At 62.1% G+C, this 24,006-nt stretch carries 25 protein-coding genes; 16 read left to right on the forward strand and 9 right to left on the reverse strand.

What is annotated here, in order from left to right; translation table 11 throughout:
• Nucleotides 1-61 precede the first annotated feature (61 nt).
• From GYH35_RS16005 to GYH35_RS16065, 13 genes are all read left to right on the forward strand, one after another.
• Nucleotides 62-895, forward strand: a complete 834-nt coding sequence (locus tag GYH35_RS16005) for a ZIP family metal transporter (RefSeq protein ID WP_161810896.1) — start codon at nt 62-64, stop codon at nt 893-895.
• Nucleotides 896-1,030: 135 nt separating this feature from the next.
• Nucleotides 1,031-3,613 (forward strand): ATP-dependent chaperone ClpB, encoded by a 2,583-nt coding sequence (clpB, locus tag GYH35_RS16010; protein ID WP_161810897.1) that lies wholly within the window; start codon nt 1,031-1,033, stop codon nt 3,611-3,613.
• 89 nt (nt 3,614-3,702) lie between these two features.
• Entirely contained in the window at nt 3,703-4,152 is a 450-nt protein-coding gene (locus tag GYH35_RS16015; RefSeq protein WP_161828953.1) for an FmdB family zinc ribbon protein, read from the forward strand.
• Nucleotides 4,153-4,358: 206 nt separating this feature from the next.
• Nucleotides 4,359-6,140 carry an aspartate--tRNA ligase gene (aspS, locus tag GYH35_RS16020; RefSeq protein ID WP_161828954.1) on the forward strand — a complete coding sequence of 594 codons (1,782 nt, stop codon included), beginning with the start codon at nt 4,359-4,361 and terminating at the stop codon, nt 6,138-6,140.
• 115 nt (nt 6,141-6,255) lie between these two features.
• The gene (locus GYH35_RS16025; protein ID WP_161828955.1) at nt 6,256-6,456 is read left to right on the forward strand and encodes a hypothetical protein; all 201 of its coding nucleotides are present in this window, start codon (nt 6,256-6,258) and stop codon (nt 6,454-6,456) included.
• 28 nt (nt 6,457-6,484) lie between these two features.
• Nucleotides 6,485-6,745: a hypothetical protein gene (locus GYH35_RS16030; protein ID WP_161828956.1), complete on the forward strand. Its 261-nt coding sequence runs from the start codon at nt 6,485-6,487 to the stop codon at nt 6,743-6,745.
• A 41-nt stretch (nt 6,746-6,786) separates the two neighbouring features.
• Nucleotides 6,787-7,347, forward strand: a complete 561-nt coding sequence (locus GYH35_RS16035) for a hypothetical protein (RefSeq protein ID WP_161828957.1) — start codon at nt 6,787-6,789, stop codon at nt 7,345-7,347.
• A 71-nt stretch (nt 7,348-7,418) separates the two neighbouring features.
• Nucleotides 7,419-8,150 carry a sterol desaturase family protein gene (locus GYH35_RS16040; RefSeq protein ID WP_161810903.1) on the forward strand — a complete coding sequence of 244 codons (732 nt, stop codon included), beginning with the start codon at nt 7,419-7,421 and terminating at the stop codon, nt 8,148-8,150.
• A 12-nt stretch (nt 8,151-8,162) separates the two neighbouring features.
• On the forward strand, nt 8,163-8,855 hold the full coding sequence (locus GYH35_RS16045) for a Type 1 glutamine amidotransferase-like domain-containing protein (RefSeq protein WP_161828958.1): 693 nt from the start codon (nt 8,163-8,165) through the stop codon (nt 8,853-8,855).
• A gap of 119 nt (nt 8,856-8,974) precedes the next feature.
• Complete coding sequence (locus GYH35_RS16050; RefSeq protein ID WP_161828959.1) at nt 8,975-9,400, forward strand: hypothetical protein; 426 nt, start codon at nt 8,975-8,977, stop codon at nt 9,398-9,400.
• Nucleotides 9,393-9,785 carry a VOC family protein gene (locus GYH35_RS16055; RefSeq protein ID WP_161828960.1) on the forward strand — a complete coding sequence of 131 codons (393 nt, stop codon included), beginning with the start codon at nt 9,393-9,395 and terminating at the stop codon, nt 9,783-9,785. The genes GYH35_RS16050 and GYH35_RS16055 overlap by 8 nt, the downstream gene beginning before the upstream one ends.
• A 23-nt stretch (nt 9,786-9,808) precedes the next feature.
• On the forward strand, nt 9,809-10,195 hold the full coding sequence (locus tag GYH35_RS16060) for an MAPEG family protein (protein WP_161828961.1): 387 nt from the start codon (nt 9,809-9,811) through the stop codon (nt 10,193-10,195).
• Nucleotides 10,196-10,305: 110 nt separating this feature from the next.
• On the forward strand, nt 10,306-10,752 hold the full coding sequence (locus tag GYH35_RS16065; protein ID WP_161810908.1) for an HIT family protein: 447 nt from the start codon (nt 10,306-10,308) through the stop codon (nt 10,750-10,752).
• Here the strand turns inward: GYH35_RS16065 and GYH35_RS16070 are convergent.
• The 8 genes from GYH35_RS16070 to GYH35_RS16105 form a co-directional block, all read right to left on the reverse strand.
• Complete coding sequence (locus tag GYH35_RS16070; RefSeq protein ID WP_202624353.1) at nt 10,744-11,382, reverse strand: gluconate 2-dehydrogenase subunit 3 family protein; 639 nt, start codon at nt 11,380-11,382, stop codon at nt 10,744-10,746. The two genes, GYH35_RS16065 and GYH35_RS16070, sit on opposite strands and share 9 nt — an antisense overlap.
• A 1-nt stretch (nt 11,383) precedes the next feature.
• Complete coding sequence (locus tag GYH35_RS16075; protein ID WP_161828962.1) at nt 11,384-13,165, reverse strand: GMC family oxidoreductase; 1,782 nt, start codon at nt 13,163-13,165, stop codon at nt 11,384-11,386.
• A 42-nt stretch (nt 13,166-13,207) separates the two neighbouring features.
• Complete coding sequence (locus GYH35_RS16080; protein WP_161810910.1) at nt 13,208-14,230, reverse strand: LacI family DNA-binding transcriptional regulator; 1,023 nt, start codon at nt 14,228-14,230, stop codon at nt 13,208-13,210.
• Between the two features lie 42 nt (nt 14,231-14,272).
• The gene (locus tag GYH35_RS16085; protein WP_161810911.1) at nt 14,273-15,547 is read right to left on the reverse strand and encodes a nucleoside permease; all 1,275 of its coding nucleotides are present in this window, start codon (nt 15,545-15,547) and stop codon (nt 14,273-14,275) included.
• A 127-nt stretch (nt 15,548-15,674) separates the two neighbouring features.
• Nucleotides 15,675-16,265 (reverse strand): 3-keto-disaccharide hydrolase, encoded by a 591-nt coding sequence (locus tag GYH35_RS16090; protein ID WP_161811390.1) that lies wholly within the window; start codon nt 16,263-16,265, stop codon nt 15,675-15,677.
• Between the two features lie 76 nt (nt 16,266-16,341).
• Nucleotides 16,342-17,244, reverse strand: a complete 903-nt coding sequence (locus GYH35_RS16095; protein WP_161810912.1) for a sugar phosphate isomerase/epimerase family protein — start codon at nt 17,242-17,244, stop codon at nt 16,342-16,344.
• A gap of 12 nt (nt 17,245-17,256) precedes the next feature.
• On the reverse strand, nt 17,257-18,387 hold the full coding sequence (locus GYH35_RS16100; RefSeq protein WP_161828963.1) for a Gfo/Idh/MocA family protein: 1,131 nt from the start codon (nt 18,385-18,387) through the stop codon (nt 17,257-17,259).
• A gap of 24 nt (nt 18,388-18,411) precedes the next feature.
• Nucleotides 18,412-19,317 (reverse strand): 3-keto-disaccharide hydrolase, encoded by a 906-nt coding sequence (locus GYH35_RS16105; RefSeq protein ID WP_202624355.1) that lies wholly within the window; start codon nt 19,315-19,317, stop codon nt 18,412-18,414.
• 101 nt (nt 19,318-19,418) lie between these two features.
• Between GYH35_RS16105 and GYH35_RS16110 the strand changes: the two genes are divergently transcribed.
• Complete coding sequence (locus tag GYH35_RS16110; RefSeq protein ID WP_161810914.1) at nt 19,419-20,081, forward strand: esterase/lipase family protein; 663 nt, start codon at nt 19,419-19,421, stop codon at nt 20,079-20,081.
• Between the two features lie 101 nt (nt 20,082-20,182).
• Here the strand turns inward: GYH35_RS16110 and mutS are convergent, their stop codons facing one another.
• A complete protein-coding gene (mutS, locus tag GYH35_RS16115) occupies nt 20,183-22,750 on the reverse strand; it encodes a DNA mismatch repair protein MutS (protein ID WP_161828964.1) in 2,568 nt (855 codons plus the stop codon).
• Nucleotides 22,751-22,908: 158 nt separating this feature from the next.
• Between mutS and GYH35_RS16120 the strand changes: the two genes are divergently transcribed.
• Together GYH35_RS16120 and thpR are read left to right on the forward strand one after the other, a co-directional pair.
• On the forward strand, nt 22,909-23,415 hold the full coding sequence (locus GYH35_RS16120) for a CinA family protein (RefSeq protein WP_161811392.1): 507 nt from the start codon (nt 22,909-22,911) through the stop codon (nt 23,413-23,415).
• Nucleotides 23,415-23,951: an RNA 2',3'-cyclic phosphodiesterase gene (gene thpR / locus GYH35_RS16125; protein WP_161810916.1), complete on the forward strand. Its 537-nt coding sequence runs from the start codon at nt 23,415-23,417 to the stop codon at nt 23,949-23,951. Before GYH35_RS16120 ends, thpR begins: the two co-directional genes overlap by 1 nt.
• The last annotated feature ends 55 nt before the right edge of the window (nt 23,952-24,006 follow it).

A 24,006-nucleotide genomic window follows, 5' to 3' on the forward strand; every position in this document is an offset into this window, starting at 1 on the left:
GCCCTTTAGCTCGCGAGTCCGCTGCGGCGACTGGCAAGCGCCGTTTTCGCGACCCGGAATCATGCATCTGCTCGGCTGGATCATTTTGTTTACTGCCATCGGCGGCTTCCTGAGCGCGCTGGCGGCGTCGTTGTTCCTGGTCGTGCCGGATCGGGTGCGCACGCGCGTGCTGCCGCATCTGGTGAGCTTTGCAACCGGCGCCTTGCTGAGCGCCGCGTTGCTCGGGCTGCTGCCGCATGCCATCGAATCGGCCGGTGTTTCCAAAACGCATGAAATCGGCCTGACCCTGCTCGGCGGCCTGCTGCTGTTCTTCGTGCTGGAAAAGATGGTGCTGTGGCGGCACTGCCATGCCGACGTGTGCGAAGTCCACGTGAATCCCGAACCGCACGCCCATGCGCACGGGCACGGCCACAATCACGCCCATCACGATCACGACCAGCGGCGCGATCGGGCGTCGGCCACGCTCATCCTGATCGGCGACGGTTTCCACAACGTCCTCGACGGCGTGCTGATCGCCGCGGCCTTCATGACAGACGTGCATCTGGGTGTGGTCACGGCGATGGCCGTCTGTGCGCACGAGATCCCACAGGAGGTCGGCGATCTGGCCATCCTGCTCAATGGCGGCATGGGGCGGCTGCGGGCGCTGACGCTCAACCTGCTGACCAGCATTACCTCGGTGCTGGGCGGCGTGGTGGCGTACTTCGCCATGGCCCAGGTCCAGGGAGTGCTGCCGTACGTGATCGCCATCGCGGCATCGAGCTTTCTTTACATTGCGGTCGCGGACCTGATTCCCGGCCTGCACCGCAAAGTCGATCCGGGCTCGGGCGTCTGGCAGTTCCTGTACATCGTGCTGGGCGTGCTCGTGATCTACGTCAGCCACAGCCTGGCGCACTGACCCCGTAGCGCGCCGGGACAAGTCTGGGGTGTTCCGAAGCCTCGGAACACAGTTGAATTCCCCGACCTTTCGCCCCAGATCGCTGGCAAGGTCAAGAGGCGCCGAATGCTTCGGGTGCGCCCGGGAAGAATTCATATGCGAATGGATAAATTCACCAGCAAATTCCAGCAGGCCCTGGCCGATGCCCAGTCGTTGGCCGTCGGGCGCGACAACCAGTACATCGATCCGGCGCACCTGCTGGTCGCGCTGCTCGACCAGCAGGGCGGCACCGTCCGACATCTGCTCGACAAGGCCGGTGTGAAGGTCAACCTGCTGCGCTCGCAGCTGGGCGAAATGCTCGACAAGCTGCCCAAGGTCGAAGGCAATGCCGGCGAAGTGCACGTCTCCAACGACCTCGGCCGCCTGCTCAACGTCATGGACAAGCTCGCGCAAAAGCGCGGCGACCAGTTCATTTCCAGCGAGTTGTTCGTGCTCGCGGCGCTCGAGGACAAGGGCCAGATCAGCACGGTGCTGCGCAATGCCGGCGCCGTGAAAGGCTCCATCGAGCAGGCGATCGACGAGCTGCGCGGCGGCGAGAAGGTCAACGACGCCAACGCCGAGGAAAGCCGTCAGGCGCTGGAGAAATACACCGTCGATCTCACCGAGCGCGCCGAGCAGGGCAAGCTCGATCCGGTCATCGGCCGCGATGACGAGATCCGCCGCACCGTGCAGGTATTGCAACGTCGTACCAAAAATAACCCCGTGCTGATCGGCGAGCCCGGCGTGGGTAAGACGGCCATCGTCGAAGGTCTCGCGCAACGCATCGTCAACGGCGAAGTGCCCGAAGGGCTGCGTAACAAGCGCATCCTTGCGCTCGACATGGGCGCCTTGATCGCCGGCGCGAAATTCCGAGGCGAGTTCGAAGAGCGGCTCAAGGCCGTGCTCAACGACCTCGCGAAACAGGAAGGCCGCGTCATCCTGTTCATCGACGAGCTGCACACCATGGTCGGGGCCGGCAAGGCCGAAGGCGCGATGGACGCCGGCAACATGCTCAAGCCCGCGCTCGCTCGGGGCGAGTTGCATTGCGTGGGCGCCACGACGCTCGACGAGTATCGCAAGTACATCGAGAAGGACGCGGCCCTCGAGCGCCGCTTCCAGAAAGTGCTGGTGAACGAGCCGTCGGTGGAAGACACCATCGCCATCCTGCGTGGCTTGAAGGAACGCTACGAAGTTCACCACGGCGTGGAAATCACCGATCCGGCGATCGTCGCCGCGGCCACGCTTTCGCATCGTTACATCACGGATCGGCAGCTGCCGGACAAGGCCATCGACCTGATCGACGAGGCCGGCTCGCGCATCCGCATGGAGATCGACTCCAAGCCCGAGGCCATGGACCGGCTCGAGCGTCGCATCATCCAGCTGAAGATCGAGCGCGAGGCTCTGAAGAAAGAAACCGACGAAGCGTCCAAGAAGCGCCTCAAGGCCCTGGACGAACAGTTGGGCGCGCTGGAAAAGGAATATTCCGATCTGGAAGAAGTGTGGAAGGCCGAGAAGGCTTCCGTGCAGAGCGCGGCCGGCATCAAGGAAGAGCTGGAGCGCACCAAGCTCGAATTGGAAACGGCGCGGCGCGCGCAGGATCTCGGGCGCATGTCCGAGCTCGCGTACGGCAAGATTCCCGAACTGGAGCGTCGTCTGGCGCAGGCGACGGCAGCCGAGCAGCAGGCGGATCAGAAGAAACTGCTGCGTAACAAAGTCACCGATGAGGAGATTGCCGAAGTCGTCAGCAAGTGGACCGGCATTCCCATTTCCAAGATGCTCGAGGGCGAGAAGGAAAAGCTGCTGCGCATGGAAGAGCAGCTGAGCAAGCGCGTCGTCGGTCAGCAGGAAGCGGTGCGGGCGGTGTCGGATGCGATTCGTCGCTCACGTGCCGGCCTGTCCGATCCGAACCGGCCGAACGGTTCGTTCCTGTTCCTCGGTCCGACCGGTGTCGGCAAGACCGAGCTGAGCAAGGCGCTCGCGGAATTCCTGTTCGATACCGAAGAGGCCATGGTCCGCATCGACATGTCGGAGTTCATGGAGAAACATTCCGTGGCCCGCCTGATCGGCGCGCCTCCGGGTTACGTCGGTTACGAGGAAGGCGGCTATCTGACCGAAGCCGTGCGTCGTCGGCCGTACTCCGTGCTGCTGCTGGATGAGGTCGAGAAGGCCCATCCGGATGTGTTCAACGTGCTGTTGCAGGTCCTGGACGACGGCCGTCTCACGGATGGCCAGGGCCGCACGGTCGACTTCCGCAACACGGTCATCATCATGACGTCGAATCTGGGCTCGAACGTCATTCAGGAGCTGGCGGGCGAGGCGAACTACGCCAGGATGAAAGAGGCCGTGCTGGAGATCGTGCAACAGCACTTCCGGCCCGAGTTCATCAATCGCGTCGACGACCTGGTGGTGTTTCATCCGCTGGGCCGGGAGCAATTGCGCTCCATCGTCGATATTCAGCTGGCGTACCTGCGGAAGCGTCTGGCCGAGCGGGATATCGAGCTGCAGCTCGATGAGGCGGCCACCGATCGCCTGGCCGAGGCCGGCTTCGATCCGGTGTACGGCGCCCGGCCGTTGAAACGCGCCATTCAGCAGCAGCTGGAGAACCCGCTGGCTCAGCGCATCCTCAAGGGCGAGTTCGGCCCCGGCGCGAAGGTGCGGGTGACGGTCAAGGACGGCGAGCTGGCGTTTTCACGGGGCTAATATTTCTACGCCAACAACTTGAACAATCGGCGTCGCCCACTATGATGCGGCGACGCCGAGTTGGCCCCGGTTTGTGACCGAGAATAACCATGCCGTTTTACGAATACGAATGCTCCAACTGCAAGTTCTACGTCGAGACTCTGCAGAAGATTTCCGATGAGCCGCTGAAGAAGTGTCCGAGCTGCAAAAAGCCGACGCTGAAGAAGCTGATCTCGGCGCCGGTGTTCCGCCTGAAGGGCGCGGGCTGGTACGAAACCGACTTCAAGTCCGAGGGCGAGGACAAGCGCAATATCGCCGACCGTGACGAACCGGCCGAGAAGGCTGAGGACAGCAAGCCCGCCGCCGCGAGCGACGCCAAGGCCGAGAAGCCCGAGAAGAAGGCCGAGTCCAAGGCGGAAGTGAAGACGGGCGCCGGCGCCAAGAAGCCCGCCGCCAAGGCTGCCCCGTCCAAGGGCAAGAAGCCGGCCGCCAAGGCCCCGGCCAAGCGCCCGGCCCCGAAGAAGGTCGCGCCGGCCAAGAAGAAGGCCAAACGGCGGTAATCGCCGCGCGCCTAAACCGCGCCGGCCGTCTGTTATCCGAAAGCGCCCCGCGCCAGCGGTGGCGCGGCCCGGCGCCAGAAGGTGCCTACCCGCCCGGACCGGGTAATCCTGGCCCGGCTCGCCGCCCCGAACTCGGGAGTCCTTGCCTTGCGCCGCCTCGGGGGGCTCCGTAACATCCCGCGCTCCCTACGTCCCGAGCCTTTTCCATGCGCTCCCATTATTGCGGCCAGGTCAACGAATCCCTTATCGGCAAGGAAGTCAGCGTCGCTGGCTGGGTGCACCGCCGGCGTGACCACGGCGGCGTGATTTTCGTCGACCTCCGCGACCGCGAAGGCCTGTTGCAGATCGTGTTCGACCCCGATGCCAAGGACGTGTTCGCCGACGCCGAGCGTCTGCGCGGCGAGTTCTGCATCCGCATCAAGGGTCTGGTCCGCGCCCGTCCGGGCGGCACCGCCAATGCCAACCTCGCCTCCGGTCAGGTCGAGCTGCTGGCCCAAGAGCTGGAGATCCTAAGCCGCTCCGAGACGCCGCCGTTCCATCACGACGAGCCGGTCAACGAAGAGTTGCGCCTGAAATACCGCTATCTCGATCTGCGTCGCGACGTCATGCAGAAGCGCATTCGTTTGCGTCATCAGGTGACGCGCGCGATGCGCGACTATCTCGACAGCAACGGCTTCATCGACATCGAAACGCCGATGCTCACGAAGGCGACCCCGGAAGGCGCCCGCGACTATCTCGTGCCGAGCCGCACCCATCCCGGTCAGTTCTTCGCGCTGCCTCAGTCGCCGCAGCTGTTCAAACAGCTGCTGATGATGGCGGGCTACGATCGTTACTATCAGATCGTCCGTTGCTTCCGTGACGAGGACCTGCGCGCCGAGCGTCAGCCGGAATTCACTCAGCTCGATATCGAGACGTCGTTCCTGAGCGAAGAGCAGATCATGCAGCTGATGGAAGCGCTGATCCGCCATCTGTTCAAGGACGTGCTGGGCGACGATCTGCCGAATCCGTTCCCACGCATGACTTATGCCGAGGCGATGCGTCGTTACGCGTCCGACAAGCCGGATCTGCGTATTCCGCTCGAGCTGGTCGATGTCGCCGACCTGGTGAAAGGCTGCGACTTCAAAGTGTTCTCCGGCCCCGCCGCGAACCCGGACGGTCGCGTCGCGGCGCTCCGTGTGCCCGAAGGCGGCACGAAGTTGTCACGCAAAGAGATCGACGATTACACGACGTTCGTTGGACGTTACGGCGCGAAGGGCCTCGCCTATGTGAAGGTCAACGAGAAGGCGAAGGGCCGCGATGGCCTGCAGTCGCCGATTCTCAAGTTCCTCAGCGACGACGCCATCAACGGCATCCTGTCGCGAACCGGCGCGCAGGATGGCGATCTGATTTTCTTCGGCGCGGACACGGCGAAGGTCGTGAACGATTCCATCGGCGCGCTGCGTATCAAGGTCGGTCACGACCTGAAGCTCACCAAGACCGGCTGGCATCCGCTGTGGGTGGTCGACTTCCCGATGTTCGAATGGGACCCGGAAGCCAAGCGCTGGGCAGCGTTGCATCACCCGTTCACCGCGCCTCGCATCGAAGACGCGGCGGCTCTGCGTGCCGATCCGAAGAACGCGCTGTCGAAGGGTTACGACATGGTGCTCAACGGCTCGGAAATCGGCGGCGGCTCGGTGCGTATCCATCGCACTGAAATGCAGTCGACGGTGTTCGATTTGCTCGGCATCTCCGCGGAGGAAGCGCAGATCAAATTCGGCTTCCTGCTCGAAGCGCTCAAGTTCGGCACGCCGCCGCACGGTGGCATCGCATTCGGCCTGGATCGGATTGTGATGTTCATGGCGGGGACGGATTCGATCCGCGACGTCATCGCGTTCCCGAAGACGCAGACGGCCGCGGACTTGATGACTAGTGCGCCCACCGGTGTATCCGAAGAGCAGCTGAAGGAGCTGCATATTCGGGTGAAGCTGCCGGTGAAGGCCGAAGGCTGATTCTCGTGCCGGTGCGCCAGCGCGGTTGGTCACCACGCTGGCGCATTGGACTGATCGCTGTCGTTGATCCAGAAGGAGTTGGATTGTGCAAAGGCCGAGACAGCATCACTTTCAGATGAAGTACTTGCTGGTCCAGATGGCGTTGCAAAGCCCTGGACGGTTCTTCGACCGCTTTGGGCCAGCCGGCGTACTGCGCTCATCCGAAAATGCCTGCCGGGCGTTCTGCCTGGAGCGTTCCCACTCGCCGATGTCTGAAGGAGTTCGCAGCGATGCCGACGCACGGCCGAATGCCTTTGTCGAGATGAAGCTGGCGTAATGAGTCTGGCGGGAAGGAAAAAAACAACATGACAGTCATCCGCAATATTTCGATCGGCGCGCTCTGGTTTATCTTCCTGACGGGCTCCTATGTCGGCTGGGCTGCGCTCGTCGTGCTTGCCGAACTCGACAAGACCGGAAGCTACAGCCCTGCAGACATTGGCTGGCGGATCGGCCAAGCCGTGTCCCTGGGGGTCCCGCTGGTGCCGCTGATCCTCGTCGGGCTTGGGTTCTGGTTCGGGTTTCTGCCGGGTTTCAAACGTAGGCCCGCAGCCGGTAGTCAGGCTTAGAAAAAAAGGGGAGATCCGTGTTTGACGAGGACAAGAAAGATTTGATCAAGGCCGTGGCCGTTCTGGCTTGCTGCCTGGTGGCGCTGACGTTTATCGGCGAGCGCACGCCCACCGGGGTGAAGATTTCCGGTGTCCTGGGAAATGTGGTCGCCATGATTGCCGCGGGCGCAGCGTTTGTAGCGTTCAAAGCAGGCGCGAGCATGTTGAAGGACTATAAGAATCGCTCAAAAAGCGCAGAGGAATCGGTCGCGGAGGAGCATGCGCTGCGCGCCAGAATCATTCGTGCGCGATGGTTTGTGGGGGCTGCAGCGATATTCGTTGCCTTCTTTCTGGTCTCGTCGGTGCCTGCGCTGGTGAAGCTGTCGGGCTTGTCTTTCGACATGGAAACATCGGGCAGAATTCTCTTTGCGGCAATATTCTTTCTGCCGCTGTCCGGCTTGATCGTCATGATGCCGCTGGTGAGCTCTCTGAACCGATCGGTGCTGGGGTGGGGACTGGCCTTTGTGCTGGTCCCCTTCGGATCGCTGATCGTCGGTGGAATTCTTTTGCATCTGGCGCACGAGGAGTGGGCGCTGCGCAGAAAGTGGGCGGCTGCTCGATGAGGTACTCGATCGCGCCACGGGCAATCGATGTCTACAATCTCGCTGACTGAGGAAGCGCGATCAGGCATGCAATGGAGATCCTCGTCTACCCAGTAGTGGCATTGCTTTTCGTCGCGGTGTTCACCCGCGAAGTGATCGCGCCTGCGTCCAAGAATCACTGCGATCGCCGCTGGTTGATCCTTGCATCGTTGATCGGCGCCGTTACCATCGTCACCACTATCGGTGTCGGCTACATATTCAGTGCCCACATTGAGAGCGTCGCGATCTTCCAATTCACTCGCACCATGCCTGATGTGCTGGTGGGGCTTCTCAGCTTCCTGCTTACCAGCTTCATCTTTTACTGGTGGCACCGCATAACTCACAAGTCCGACGCCCTGTGGCGGATCTTTCATCAATTGCATCACAGCGCGAGGCGATTGGAGTCGCTCACTGCCTTTTTTGCGCATCCGTTGGATACTGCGGCTGCGGTGATCATTGGCGCCTTCTCGAGCTATCTCGTTTTTGGCGCATCTCCCGTCGCCGCCGGAATTGCACTACTGATGACGGGGGCTTTCGATCTTTTCGTCCACGCCGACATATCAACGCCGAGATGGGTTGGCTATATAGTCCAAAGACCGGAGATGCACACGGTGCATCACGCGCACAATCACCATGCTCAGAATTACGGCCTGCCGATTTGGGACATGGTATTCGGCACCTGGTGCAATCCCGATAGTCGCGCTCTGCGTCTCGGCTTCGACGACGATAAGTCGGACAGGGTCTATGACATGCTCATGCTGCGCGATGTGCACAGGAGTCCGTAGGCACGAATCATCATGAAGCTTCTTCTCACCTCCGCAGGGATCAAGAACGCGAGCATTCGGGACGCGCTGGTCGATCTCCTGGGCAAACCGATCGCGGACTGTACCGCTCTCTGCATCCCCACCGCGTTGTACGGGCATCCTTACGGAAATCCTGAAGGAACATGGCGGTTCATCAGCGGACGAGAACCGCGATGCCCGATGATCGAATTGGGTTGGAAGTCCGTGGGAGTGCTGGAGCTGACTGCTCTGCCCAGCATAGCCAGAGAACGCTGGGAAACTTGGGTCCGCGAAGCAGACGTCCTGCTTGTGAATGGCGGCGACGCGCTGTACCTGTGTCACTGGATGCGCCAGTCCGGCCTGGCGGATCTCTTGCCGTCGCTGAAAGAGACTGTCTGGGTGGGGCTGAGCGCCGGAAGCATGGTGATGACGCCTCGGGTCGGCGAGGCCTTCGTCGAGACGAAGCCTTCCATTACCGGCGACGATCGCACGCTAGGGCTGGTCGATTTCTCGATCTTCCCGCACCTGGACCACCCGGATCTGCCGGAGAACACCCTGGCCGACGCAGAACGATGGGCGAGAGACATCGGAGGTCCGGCCTACGCGATCGACGATGAGACTGCGATCAAGGTGGTCGACGGCGCTGTTGAAGTGATCTCGGAGGGGCATTGGCGGCGTTTTCCCTCCAGAACTCAACAGTTGAGCTGATTCGAGTACGTAACGTTCAGCAAGAGAGCATCGCTTGTTCGAATTCTTCAAGAAGAAGGCGAAGTCTCCACCGGTCCCGGACTGGAAAACCTTCGATCAGGCAGCCTGTCGACCGAATCGTGGAGCGGATGCTGTACTACACGGACGGCAAGCGAGATCTGGCGGTTTTCGAGAATGGCACGTGCGTGATTCTGCCGCCGGAGCTCAATGACACAGAGGCAGAGGTCTTTGCCAAAGACGTCCTGTCGAAGATCTTCAACTACCATCCGGACATGAATCCAATGCCGATGAAGGATGGCAACATTCTGGTTCAGTACAACCATCCAGCGGTCAATGTCGTGCTCAGCGATATCGCAACAGAGCATTGGTCTGAGATAGACGCGAACCACCAGCGGGCGCTGGCTACCAGTGAGGTATTGATTACACCGTTGGGAAGCAACGTCTTCGATGAATTCGGAAAGAAGGCGCTGTTCGGCCGATGTTTCATGTTCCTGGACGCGCAGCGGCCAATCGTCACCAAGATCGTGAGGAGAAACCATGTTTAACCACATAATGATCGGTTCGAACGATATCGAGCGCTCGAAGCGCTTCTACGACGCCGTGCTGGCGACGCTCGGTGCGGGCGAGCCGGTACGCAACAAGGCGGCCACTGGCCACACCCGCCTTTTCTACCGGCATAACGGCAGCACCTTTTGCGTCACCGAGCCCATCAACGGTGAAACCGCGACCTTTGCAAACGGCGGCACCATCGGTTTCAAGTGCAACTCGCCCGAGCAGGTCAAAGAGTTTCATGACGTGGCGCTGGCGCAGGGCGGCACGTCGATCGAAGACCCGCCGGGTATGCGCGACGGCAGCTTGGGCGCAATGTACCTGGCTTATGTGCGCGATCCCGACGGCAACAAGCTCTGCGCGATCTATCGCGTCAAGTAGCAGGCTCGAGGAGTCCGATACAAATGAATTCGATGCTTGCGACCGGTTGGGTGGCCGGAATATTTGCACTTCTGATCGTGCCGCTCAGTGTGCAAGTGTCATTGCGGCGAGCGAAAACGAATGCGGTTTTCGGGGATGCAGGAGATGAGGCGCTGAGAAAACGGATCCGGGCGCACGGCAATTTCATCGAGTATGCGCCCTTGGCCGTCGCGGTCCTGGGCCTGGTCGAGTATCGAGGCGGCGCCTCCTGGGTGGTGTGGTCATTGGCCGCTGGCTTCGTGTTCAGCCGCGTGATGCATGCCATTGGCATGCTGTTCACCTCGACACCTCCGGTGCGCGCAATGGCAATGCTGGTGAACCATGCGAGTTTTCTGGCGGCGGGGATCTGGCTGGTCTCATCCCTCACATGAAGATATCGACGATCGAGAAACCAGATTCAGTGTTTTAACGAACTCGCTTGCTGGGGTCGAGCCAGGATCTCATCTCGGGATCGCGGGCTGGCCCCAACACTGCGTGACCCATGAAAAATGCGCCGACTGACTACGACTGTCCGTTCTGCCGCGTAGCGGCCACGTTGCCGAAGCCGGACCCGGAAGCGGCGGTTGTCCTGGTGACGCCGCGGGTGTTTGCTTTCATTCCACTGCACCACTACGCGGGTATACGCGGCAACTGTCTGATCGTGCCGAGGCTTCACTACGAAAACGTCCTGGACATCCCGGAGAGCCTGGGCAATGACTTCTTTCGTGCGACACGCCGCGTGGCGGTAGCGATGCAGGTGGTCTTTGGCTGCCAGGGTATTTCCACGCGTCAGCACAATGGGCCAGCGGGCGATCAGGACGTGTGGCATTACCACCTGCACGTGTTCCCACGGTTCCACGGCGATGGTCTGTGGGGAGGAAACAAGGCGCTCTACGCAGCCGAAGAGCGCCTGGAACTGGCGAGCCGTCTGAGGGCGGCGCTACGCTAGGCCGAGCTTCTTCAGCACTTCGAGCGGCGGGCCATCGAACGTGGTCATCGCCACGTTGCCCACGTACCGCAGATCCTTCATTCCCACCGGCGTCGTGTAGTACCCGCCCGCCGTGAGCGCACGATAGCGTGCGAAAAACTTCGCGGCTTGTTCGAACGGAGCGGCCGGCTTGGCGGCGCTGATGTCGTCACAAATGGCGATACGCTCCTTCTCCATCAGCGCGGAGAAGGTGTTCTTGAACCGCCGTTGCGCTTCCCGGTCGAGCCACGCCAGCCCCTGAATGATCACGGGCTTGTCCTGTTGATTGTTGGGGTAGGGCGCGCTGATCCATTCGTCGATGAAATCGACCACGCCCACCTTGGACGCGGCCGGCGACTCGTCGTCCGCGGGAATGATCAAATCGCTCAGCACCGTTGCGGTCGCGCGTTGCTGTTCATTCAACGTCAGTGGCCACAGCTCGCCGATCTGATGGATCTTCAGCAGGTTCGGGTCCTTGCCATAACCAGTGACGCTCTTCGCCGTGTCCTGAGCAAGCGTCGTCGCGGGCAACTGCAGAGCCGCGCTCGCGGCGAGCACCCATTTGAGAGCCGTGCGGCGGTCGATGCGCATCGAATCATTGAACGTTTCCATGTCACAGCTCCTTCCGCTTCAGGGCGGCCAGCATGTAGTCGGCGCTGCGCCAGGCGAGCGCCATGATGGTTAACGTCGGGTTCTTGTCGGCGTTGGAAGGGAACGGCGCGCCGTCGGTGAGGAACAGGTTCTTCACGTCCCAGCTCTGGCCCCACTGGTTCACCACCGACGACTTCGGGTCGGCGCCCATGATGGCGCCGCCGACTTCGTGAATGATGTAGCCGCCGGGCAGCAGGTCCTGCTTGCCGGTCACGCGACCGCCCATGTTCTGGATGATTTCGGTAAACGCCTGGTGCGAGTGGAGCGCCTGGCGCTTCTCGTGCTCGGACCACTTCCAATGGAAGCGCAGCGTCGGGATGCCGTACTGATCTTTCTTCTCCGGATCGATCTCGCAGTACGAGTCCTCGTTGGGAATCATCTCGCCGCGACAGACCAGGCTCACGAACGAGCCGTAGTAGCGCCGCATGTCCTGCTTGAACTTCTTGCCGTAGCCGCCGACGTGGTTGGCGAGGCCCGATGTCGAGCCGAAGCTGGGCATGTCGCGACCCGCGCCGATTTCGATGTGATAGCCGCGAGCGAAGTCCAGCTTGCCGGCCATCTGTTCTTTGTAGAGCCACCACGGCGCATACACGTGCATGCCGCCCGCGCCATCTTCATTGTGGGGCGGCAGGTCTTCGAGCATCGGGATCTGGCCGGAGACACTGGCGCCGACCGTGTCCATCAAATATTTGCCGACCTTGCCGCTCGAGTTCGCGAGACCTTGTGGGAACTGCGCGGACTTCGAGTTGAGCAGGATGCGCACGGATTCGCAGGCGCTGGCGGCGAGCACGATGATGTGGCCCTTGGCCCGTTGTTCCTTGCCGGTCGTCTTGTCGATGAAGACGACGCCGGTCGCGCGACCGTTCTTCCCCATCTCCACTTCACGCACCATGGCGTTGGGAAGAATGTCCAGATTGCCCGTCGCCATGGCCGGCGGCAGGTGCACTGTGGTCGATTGATAATTCGCCTTGATCGAGCAGCCGCGTCCGCAGTCAGTTGCCCAGAAGCACGGCGCGCGACTGCGCATGCTGTCCGCGACGATCTGCTGCGCGCGAGGGTTGTTGGGGTGAAGCAGCGCGGCGTTGCGCTTGAAATCCAACTGCTGGGTCAGCACGGCGCGATGCACGGCGATCACTGGCACGCCGGTTTTCTTCGCGTGCTTCTGAATCAGGGCCTCGCCGGCGCGCGGCTTTGGAGGAGGTAGCAAACATCCGGCCGGCGAGTCGGGCGTGTTCTCGAGGCCGTGATTGTCGCCGTAAATGCCGACCAGCATCTCGACCTTGTCGTAATACGGCGCGACATCGTCATACGAAATCGGCCAGTCGAAGCCAAGGCCGTCGCGTGTTTTCGGTTTGAAATCGTACGGGCCATTGCGCAGGGAGATGCGGCCCCAATGGTTGGTGCGGCCGCCGAGCATGCGAGCGCGCCACCACCAGAAAGTTCTGTCGGCGTCGGTCGATGCGCTGGAATAGGGCTCGCCGGGAATCTGCCAGCCGCCATCGACGGTGGCGTCGTAGAAGCCGAATTCTTTATCGAGCGTCGACGTGGCGCGTAACGGCGCCTGGTCCGGCGTATGAAACATAGGCGTCTCGATCTCGGGCACGTAATTGCGGCCCGCTTCGAGCATCAGCACTTTCGCGCCGTCGAGCGTCAACGTGTAAGCCGTCTGTCCGCCGGCGGCCCCGGAGCCGACCACGATGACGTCGTACTCCTTCTGTAAACCTGCAGTATCGATCAGCGGCATGGCGTACCTCCCTTGGTGAGCCCTGGGTCGGCGTGAAGTGAATTATTGCTTCGGCGGCGCCGCCGCGCTGTCGCGTACGATCAGTTTGATCGGCAGCGTGTGCATTGTCGGCTCGGGCTTGCCGCCGTTCAGCATGTCGAACAGTAGCGACATGGCTTTATTACCAATCTCGCGGGTCGGCTGTTCGATGGTGGTCAGCGGCGGATCGCAGAAGCTGGCGAATTCGATGTCGTCGAAGCCGACGACCGACACATCCTGCGGCACGGAGCGACCCGTGCTCTTGAGATAACGGATCGCGCCGAGCGCCATCTCGTCGTTGAAGCAGAAGATCGCGGTGGGCGGCTGCTTGGCTTTGAACAGCTTTTCGGCGGCCACGCTGCCCGAGCTCATCGTGAAATCGCCCTGGGCGATCAACGCATCGTCCGCCGAAATCTTTGCCGAGCGGAGCCCGTGCTTGTAACCACGCAACCGGTCGCTCGTCAGTGGGCTGGAATCGGGACCGAGAATGACGCCGATCCGCCGGTGGCCCAGGCCGAGGAGATACGCCGTCATTTCGCGAGCGGCCGCGGCGTTGTCGATGCCCACGCGAGGGCAGGGCGCGTCCTCGATGTATTCGCAAGCATTCACCAGCGGAATATCGAGCGTGCCATTCGCGCCGCGCGCCGCTTTCGGCAGGCGCGGGTGGAGTTGAATCAATCCATCGGCTTGACGCGTTTCGACCAGGCCGACGTAATAAGCCTCGCGATCCTCGCGGCCTTCGGTGTCACCCAGCAGCACCGCATAGCCCTGCTGTTGCGCGACCTGCTCGATGCCGCGAATGATTTCGGCGAAGAACGGGTTGGCGATGTTCGGCACCAACACCACGACCGAATAGGCGCGCTTGCTGCGGAAATTGCGCGCCAGCAGGTTGGGCTTGTAACGGCTGCGCTCGACCTGTGCGAGCACCTTCTTCAGGGTCTTTTCGGAAACCTTGTCTGGCGTCGTCAAGGCGCGGGAGACGGTGGCAATCGACACGCCGGCCTGCCGGGCGACCTGGCGAATCGAAGTGGCGCGACTGGAGGACACGGGCTGAGCTCTTTGGACGGATGCGATCCGGCGGGGGAACGATTATGACGACGACGGAGCGCTCGTGTGCGGAGAAGTTTTCAATGAGCTCGTCGATTCCGCGTCGCTGCGCTGAATCGACTCTGGCTTGAAGGCCAGCGCGAACAACGCAAACACGCCCGCCGCCAGCGCCGCCGGGATCAGCCAGATCGCCTTCCAATCGTGGCCGCCGGTCACCGCATACTGATCGTAGATGATGCCAGCCACTTTGAAGCCGGCCAGCATGCCCACGCCGTACGTGGCCAGCGTGATCAGGCCCTGTGCAGAGCTCTTGTATTGCTCGCCGGCCTTCGAGTCGGTGTAGATCTGCCCGGAGACGAAGAAGAAGTCGTAGCAGACGCCATGCAGAGCAATGCCACCGATCAGCAGCACCAGTACGGAGTCTTGCGCGCCGAAGGCGAACAGCACATAGCGCAGCACCCAGGCGGCCATGCCGATGAGCAAGGTGTTCTTGATGCCATAGCGATGCAGGAACACCGGCAGCAGGAGCATGAACAACACTTCGGACATCTGGCCCACGGTCATTTTGCCAGTCGGGTTGGTCACGCCGATTTCGGCGAGGAACAGATTGGTGTTCTGGTAGTAGAACGCCAGCGGAATGCAGATCAGGACCGATGACACGAAGAACACCGCGAAATTCCGGTCCTTGAGCAAGCGCAGAGCATCCAGCCCCAAAGCCTGCGATATCACGCTCTGCGACGCGACGCGCACCGGCGGCGTGGCGGGCAGGGTGAAACTGTACACGCCCAGGATGAGCGAGGTGATGCTGCACAGGAGGAACGTATTGCGTAGCGCGCCTCCAGCAACGGCTTGCTGCGCGTCCCAGCCGACCGTACTGATGAACAAGCCGGCAACGATCCAACCGATCGTGCCCCAAACGCGGATCTTGCCGAACTGGGCCGCGGGATCGGTCAGCTGACGGAACGACACGGAATTCACCAGCGCGAGCGTCGGCATGTAGATGATCATGTAGCCGAGCACATAGGGATAGAACGCTGCGAAGCTGCCGGAGCTGTACATCAGGTACATCAGCAGCGCGCCGATGAGATGGAGCACACCCAGGATGCGCTCTGCATTGAAGTAGCGGTCGGCGACCAGGCCGACGATGAACGGGGCAATGATCGCGCCCCAGCTTTGCGTCGAGAATGCCTGTCCGATCTCGCCGCCGGAGGCCGAGAAGGCCGAGCCCAGGAACGTGCCCAACGTCACGAACCATCCTCCCCAGATGAAGAACTGGAGGAACATCATGATGCTGAGCCGAGCGGTAATCGGATTCACAAAGCCCCCTGTAGCCCGCGCGCCGGGTCTTTCGGCTTGATGTTGGAGTCTGTAACGGGTTACATCGGCAAGGTTGCAGAAACTGGCGCTGCCTGTCAAACAGGCAGCGCCGTCCGAGGGACCGGGCCTATTTGAGCTTCTTGACGCTCACTTCCTTGAAGTACACCACGTCCTTGTCGTTGTGATTCTGCAGCCCGATGTAGCCGCTCGCGGCGCGCTTGCCGCGATCGGGCTCGTGCTTTTGTTTCTTTTCCGGGACGGGCGAGCCTTCCTTGAAGTCCGTGACCTTCGTGCCGTTCACGGTGACGACGGTGCGCTCGTCCTCGAGCGTGATTTCCATCGTGTTCCATTCGCCGGTCTTGGGCTGCGCCAGCGTCTTGGTGAACGAATACAGCACGCCGGTGCGATGCCAGTCGTCGTCGCTGTCGTCGATCTGCACCTCGTAGCCCTTGTTCACGGGCATCCACGGCTCCGTGGGCTGTTCGGGAATGCGGATGAACACGCCGGAGTTGCTATCGCCGGACACCTTGTACACGACGCGGATCACGGCGTTGCCGAACTTCTCGCCCGGATAAAACAGCAGACCCATGCCGCCGACGCTCTTGAGCGCGCCATTCTCGACGACGAACTCGCCGGGGCCGACGTGTTTCCAGCCATCCAGATTCTTGCCGTTGAACAGCGGCTTGAAGTTTCCGCCGTCGTCCGCGCTCGCGGTCATGGCGCAGGTGGCGGCGAGCACGGCGACCCAGGGCGCGCCACGATTGAATGCCTTGAACATGAGGGTGCTCCTTTGGCTATGACTTTAGCGTGCTCAGATACTCGAAGCTCGCGCGCACCGCGTCGACGGTCGGGCCGGTGAAGTTTTCCTGCTCGACGAAATAATGTTTCAGATGTTTTGGATCGCAGGCCGCGAACACGCTCTGCCAGTCGATCTTGCCGCGACCCACCTCGACGGTTTGCGCCTTGATCTCGTCGACGGCCAGCACCGCGTCCTTGCGCACGTCCTTCACGTGCAGCAGGGAAATGCGATCGGCGTGCTGCTTGATGTACTTGGCCGGGTCCAGGCCGGCGGTCACCACCCAGCCCAGGTCCAGCTCGATGGTCACGAGTTTCGGGTCGGTCAGCTTCAACAAGTGGTCGAACGCGGTCACGCCATCGAACTTGCGGAATTCCATGTTGTGATTGTGATAGCCGGCCTGCAGCCCGGCCTTCTTCGCCATCTCGCCCAACTTGTTCAACTGCTCGGCGTTCCATTTCCAATCGTCCAGCGTGATGTCCTTGGCAATGGACGCGGACATCGGCTTGTTCCCGGGCAGTGCGGGGAAGGCGCAGACGAAATATTTCGCGCCCACCGCGGCCGCGTCGTCGACCAGCTTCTGCATGTTCTTCTGGATTTCGCCCATGCTGGAATGCGCGGACGGGGCGGTCATGCCGTGGTCGGCGAGGATCTTGCGCATCTCCTGGCCCGACTTGCCATAGAAGCCGGCGGTTTCGACTTCGCGATAACCGATCGCCTGCAGTTTCGCGAGCGTGCCGGCCAGATCCTTGGCCGCAACGTCACGCACCGTGTACAGCTGTACGCCGATCGGCAGGCCCAACGGACCGGTGCCGGCGCCCGCGGCGAAACTTCTGACTCCACTCATGGCGGCCAGTGCAGCGAGCGAGCTGCCCTCGAGAAAGCGACGACGTGTGATCATTTGGGTTCTCTCCTAGTCGTTAATGGCGGTCCATTGATTGTTGGCGGAGGAGCGCAGGACGGCTTCCACGATGCTCATGGAGCGCGCGCCGTCGGCGAAGGTGGGCAGTCCGACCTGCGACTGACCGCGAATCGCCGCGTACGAATCGCGCACGAATGCTTCGAAACAATCGCCCCAGCCCTGCGCGTGACCGGCGGGCAGCCAGGCGAGGCGCTTCTGCTCGGACGAGTACTGCGAGGGATCGCGCATCAGCAAAGTCGTGCCTTCGCGTCGGCCGATCCAGAGTTGCTCGGGGCTTTCCAGGTCGAACATGACGCTCTGCTGTGCGCCGTCGAGCTCGAACCACAGGCGGTTCTTGCGGCCGGCCGAGACCTGGCTGACGGTGAGCGTCGCGAGCGTGCCGCGATCGGTGCGCAGGATGAGGCACGCTACGTCTTCGGTGTCGACAGATTTTGTTTCCTTCACTTCGCCGCTGGCTTGGAATGCCACGCGACTTGCGGCGGCTGAGCGTTGCGCGATCGGCGTCCCGAGCGTGGCGATCAGCGAGGTGAACCGCTCGCCAGTGATCCACTCGAGTACGTCGCAAAGATGCGAGCCGATGTCGGCGAACGCGCGTGACTTGCCGCCGGCGGAGGCGTCGACGCGCCAGTTGGTGTCGCCTGCTTGCATGAGCCAGTCCTGCAAGTACGAGCCCTGGATCAGATACAGCTTGCCGGTTTCATCGCTCTGCACGCGCGAGCGAGCTTCGCGCACCATCGGGTGATAGCGATTGATGAACGGCACCGTGCCGATCAGGCCTTTACTCTTGGCGAGATCGCTCAGTACACGGGCGTCCTGCAACGATGTCGCGAGCGGCTTCTCGCAGACGACGTGCTTGCCAGCTTCGAGCGCCGCCTTCGCGACTTCCATGTGCAGCGCGTTGGGCGTGCAGATGTGAATGACATCCACGTCCTTGTCGCGCGCCGCTTCGAGCCCCGAGGCAAAGCTGCGAGGGATATCCATCGATTTCGCTGCCTCGGCCGAGCGCTCCGGCGAGGAGGCGGCGACGCCCACGACTTCGGCGCCGGCGAGCCGTGCAGAACGTACATGAACTCGGCCGATGAAACCGGTTCCAATTACTGCCGCACGAAGAGGTTTGGACATGGCGGTCATCGCTCGAAAGGGGGTTCAGGGAGTGGAGGCCGGGCGCGCATATTGACACGTCGCCGGCTCAGATTTCACGTAGTACGCGCGGTAGTTGCCAGCCTTCGGTTCCATGCAGCCGGCCAGGTTCAGCAGCGAGACTTTGCGGAAGTCGATGGGATGCGACTCGCTCTGCAACGAAATATAGCCGCCTTCGATCAATTTGCCGGTGGGTTGCGCCGCCGGGTTGTGGTTGTGAACGACTCCGCCGCCGAACTGAGGCAGCGCGTATTCCAACACCTTCTCGCCGTTCACGAAGTGCGTGATCTGGCCCGAGCCCAGCACCAGAAATTCCGCGCGCACCCACTGATCGCCATCGAAGGTGCGCGACGCCGAATCCAGGCAATGCTCAGGATACAAACTGCCATTGACGACGATCTCGGTGCCGGGCGTGCAGACGTTCATCGTCGAGCGCGCCGTGCCGTCGCTCTTGCCGCCCAGGAACTGGCCTTCGATGGAGATGGGGAAGTCCTGGTCGCGCGTCATGGTCTTCGGATCCTGAGAGTGAAGCATCGCGCCGCTGTTGCGAAACGCCCAGGCGCCCGGATGACCCTTGGCCTGCTCGCCGACGAAACGATATTCGACGACCAGGCGGTAGTAGCTGTACGGCGTCTTGTAGAACAGATGGCCGAACTGGTCGTCGAAGCTCCGATACTTGTCGTAACGAACTTGCAACAGACCGTTCTGGACCCGGAACGTATCGGCAAAATTCTCGCCGAGCTCGTGTTTCGAGATTTTCGGAGTCCAGCCGCTCAGGTCGCGGCCATTGAACAGCTCGATCCAGTCGCCTGCCGGCACGGTGGGCGCCGCGGGCTTGGGCTTGGATTGCGCAAGCACGGACGATGCTCCGAGCAGCACACAAGCCATCGCCAGCAGCTTCGCAGTCCGCATCCTGTCCCCCAATGTCCGGTCTTCAGTCATGAGTTTTCTATTGCGTCCCCTCGGCGCACGCTGCGACCATAGCTGTCAGCGCTGTCAAGGGCAATGGCGAATTGGCTAACGATTCGAAACAACCGGATGGGCCGCCGGCCACCACCGTGCTGGTGCATGGCTTGTGGATGTCGGGCTTTCAGTTGCAGGTGCTGAAGCATCGGCTGGAGGCGGGTGGACAGCTTCGCGTGCTCCCTTTTACCTATCCTACCGTCAGCGGCTCGATGAGCGATCACGTGCGCAAACTGTTGGATTTCGCGCATGCGCAGGATGTGGGGGAGCTGCATTTCGTCGGTCACAGTCTGGGTGGCCTGGTGATCCTGCGGGCGTTACAACTGACCGACGATCTGCCGCCGGGCCGGGCGGTGTTGTTAGGCACGCCGCTGCAAGGATCGAAGGCGGCGCAGGGCGTCGCGCGCATTCTGCCATTCGGCAAAGCGATTCTCGGTGCGGCGGTACATGCGGAATGTATCGACTGCGTGCCGAACGAATGGCGCGGTCATCGTGACGTTGGCGTGATCGCGGGTTCGATGGGGCTGGGGCTGGGGCGATTGTTCGCGGATCTGAATGCGGATCACGACGGGACGGTGCTCGTCGAGGAGACGAAGCTGCCGGGCGCGAAAGATCACATCATCGTGTCGACGTCGCACACCGGCATGTTGTTCTCCACCGAGGTGGCGGAGCAAGCACGGTGGTTTTTGCGAACGGGCTCGTTCCGGCGCTAACGCGTCGCTCGAGCGCCGCGAGCGCTTACGCGCCGCGGCTGGCTTGAGGCTGAGGCGCATCAACGCGCGCGGCCTTTGCTTGGTCGCGCGGTGGTCGCGTTCTAATTTGCCGCTATCAACTTCTTGAGCCTGTAAAGCGCATCCAGCGCCTCTCGCGGCGTCATGGCGTCCGGATCGACGCTCCGAAGTGCGGCGACAGCTTGATGTTCCTCTTCCTCTTCATCGTCTGGGAACTCCAGCAACAGTTCTCCTTGCGGCTTCACCTGCTGCGCGGCCGCGGAGCGGCGCTCCAACTCGTGCAAGTATTTGCGTGCGGCGCTAATCACCTTCGGCGGTACGCCAGCGAGCGCGGCGACCTGCAAGCCGTAGCTCTGATTCGCCGGGCCATCCTTCACCGTATGCAGGAAGATCAGCTTCTCGCCGTGCTCGGTCGCATCGAGATGCACGTTCGCGCAATTGTCTAAATCCTGAGCGAGCGCAGTGAGCTCGAAATAATGTGTGGCGAACAGCGTGAAGGCGCGAACACTGCGAGCGATGTGATTCGCGCAGGCCCACGCTAGCGACAAGCCGTCGTACGTGCTCGTGCCGCGGCCGATCTCATCCATCAGCACCAGGCTGTTATTGGTCGCGTTGTTCAGAATGTTTGCTGCCTCGGTCATCTCGACCATGAAAGTCGAGCGGCCGCCGGCAAGATCGTCGGAAGCGCCAATGCGAGTGAATACGCGATCGATCGGCCCGATGCGCGCGGCCGTGGCGGGCACGTAGCTGCCGATGCGGGCGAGAATGACGATCAGCGCGGTCTGGCGCATGAACGTCGACTTACCGCCCATGTTCGGGCCGGTGATCACCAACATCCGCCGGTCTTCTCGCAAGCGCAGATCGTTCGGCACGAACGGCTGATCGATGAACCGTTCGACGACGGGATGACGGCCCTCGGTAACCTGAATCACCGGATCGTCCGACAGCTCCGGCTGCGCATAACGCAAGTTCACCGCGCGCTCGGCCAGATTCGACAGCACGTCGAGCGCCGCGAGTGCTGCTGCCGATCCTTGCAGGTCGTCGAGCTTCGCAATCAGCCGATCGAGCAACTCGTCATAAAGCTGTTTCTCCCGAGCGAGCGCGCGATCGCGCGCGCCGAGCACTTTGTCCTCGAACTCTTTCAGCTCGGGCGTGATGTAACGTTCGGCGTTCTTCACCGTCTGACGCCGGTGATAGTCCGTCGGCACTTTGTCGGCAAAACTGCGATTGATCTCGATGTAGTAGCCCGACACGCGGTTGTAGCCGAGCCGCAGGTTCGCGATGCCGCTGCGTTCGCGCTCGCGAGTTTCCAGATCGACCAGATATTGATCGCTGTGCTCGCTGATGAGCTTGAGCTCGTCCAGCTCGGCGTCGTAGCCCGCCGCAATCACGCCGCCTTCGCGCAGAATGGGCGGCGGCGATTCCACGATGGCGCGCTTGAGCACGTCGTGCAGATCCGGATATGTGCCGGCTTGGGAAGCGAATTCGCGCAGCAGCGGAGAATCGATATTCGCCAGCAGCTCCTGCAGTTCGGGCAATCGGCCAAGCGCGTCGCGCAGCTGAGCGAGATCGCGAGGCCGCGCACTTTTCAATGCGACGCGAGCAAGGCCGCGCTCAATATCGCCAACGTGGTTGAGCAGATCGTGCAATGGCGTGTACAGCACGCGATCGATCAACGTCGAGATCGCCTGCAGTCGCAATTCAACAGCGCCACGGTCGCGCAGCGGCCGATTCAGCCAGCGACGCAATTCGCGACCGCCCATCGCGGTCGCTGTTTGATCCAGCACAGCCGCGACGGTGCAGTCGGGCCGATCGGTCAAACTCACATCCAGCTCGAGATTGCGTCGAGTCGCGGCGTCGAGCAGCACGGCTTCGCTGCGCTCTTCGGTGCGCAGGCCGCGCAAGTGAGGCAGCGCAGCCTTCTGGGTGTCGCGAACGTATTGGAGCAGCGTGCCCGCCGCACGAATCGCAAGCGAATACTCGGCGCAACCGAAGCCGGAGAGATCGCGTGTCGCGAATTGCTCACAGAGCATCCGCGTGCATGTTTCCAAATCGAAGTGCCAGATCGGACGTTCGCGCACATGAATCGCGATGCCGGCAGGCGCGGACGATTCGGGCACGAGCAGCTCGGCGGGGCGCAAGCGTTCGATCTCGGCGGCGAGCCCTTCTTCGCCCGCAGCTTCCATCACGCTGAAACGGCCGCTCGACAACTCCAGCCAGGCGAGGCCGAAGCGCTGGCCTTCGCGATACAGCGACGCGAGCAAATTATCTTTCCGCGCATCGAGGAATGCTTCATCGGTCACCGTGCCCGGCGTGACGACGCGCACGACCGCGCGCTCGACCGGGCCTTTCGATTTCGCGGGATCGCCGATCTGTTCGCAAATGGCGACGGACTCACCCTTGCGGACCAGCCGCGCCAGGTAGGACTCGGCGCTGTGATACGGCACGCCGGCCATGGGTATCGGCTGTCCGGCCGATTGTCCGCGCGCGGTCAGGGTGATATCCAACAGCCGCGCGGCCCGTTTGGCATCCTCGAAGAACAGCTCGTAGAAGTCGCCCATGCGATAGAACAGCAGTTCTTTCGGGTACTGCGCTTTCAGACGCAGATACTGCTGCATGGACGGCGTGTGGGATTCCAGGGCGGCGGACATCGCTTAAGTGAGTAACTCTTTATGACGCTATGGAAGGCAGATCGGACCGCCGGCCGGCTGTGGCCGGGGCCCGGGCGACAAAGGACGGAATTGTGCCTGCGCGAATCCGGATATGCCCAGCTTGACGTTCATCCCCAGGACCCTGAAGCATGCGTGGCATGACTAGCGACGAGGACTTGAAGCGGCTGGCCACCCAGGCCGGCGCGGACCTGCTGGACGCGGAGCGGCGCCTGGTGACCGCGGAATCGTGCACCGGCGGCTGGGTCGCCAAGCTGTTGACCGACATTGCGGGCAGCTCGGCCTGGTACGACGGCGGCGTGGTGGCTTACAGCAACACGCTCAAGCAAGCCTTGCTCGGCGTGCGGCCATCCACACTCGCGTCACACGGCGCGGTCAGCGAGGCGACGGCGCGTGAGATGGCGATTGGCGCGCTGGAAGCGCTCGGCGGTCACATTGCTTTGGCGGTGACGGGCATTGCCGGCCCCGCGGGCGCGCAGCCGGGCAAGCCGATCGGCACGGTGTGGTTCGCCTGGGCCTGGAAAGAGGACCATGAAATCGAGACCCGGGTGGCGCTCGAGACATTTACCGGAGACCGCGAGGCGATTCGCCGGCAGTCCGTGGCCAGGGCGCTGCGCGAGTTGAGTCTGCTGCAACGGAAGCTCTGATGTCGTCGCCCCAGCGAGACAGCCGACGGCTGTTTTTCGCGCTGTGGCCCAGCGATGAGTTTCGTGCGCAGATCGAGGCGATCGCGCTTCCTGCGATCCGCGCCAGCGGCGGACGGGCGATACCGCCGCGGAATTTCCACGTCACTTTGTTATTTCTGGGCGAGATTCCGGCCGAGAAATTTCCAGCCATTCAGCAAGCCGGAGCGAGCCTGGCCGGCGGCCCGGCATTCCAGCTCCAGCTCGACGGCATCGAATCGTGGGGGCGCAGAGTGCTGTGCCTGACCTCGTCGACGCCGCCGGCCGCCGCGATCGATCTGGCAGATCGGCTCCGCGCCAGCCTGCGTAGCCAGCTGAAACAACTGGACGAACGCCCGTACAGCCCCCACATCACGCTGGCGCGCGACCTGCCGCGAGCGCGCCCGATTCAGAAAGTCGAAACCTTATTTCAGAAGGTGAACGACTACGCGCTGGTCGAATCGGTGCGCGACGCCGGCGGCTCGCATTACTCCGTCCTGGAGCGCTGGCCGCTACAATAGCCCCTAGCACGGATCCGACAGTGGCGGATCGCGATTAACTGTGCAAATATACAGA

The sequence above is a fragment of the Steroidobacter agaridevorans genome (genome assembly GCF_009932555.1).
Lineage (GTDB): Bacteria > Pseudomonadota > Gammaproteobacteria > Steroidobacterales > Steroidobacteraceae > Steroidobacter > Steroidobacter agaridevorans.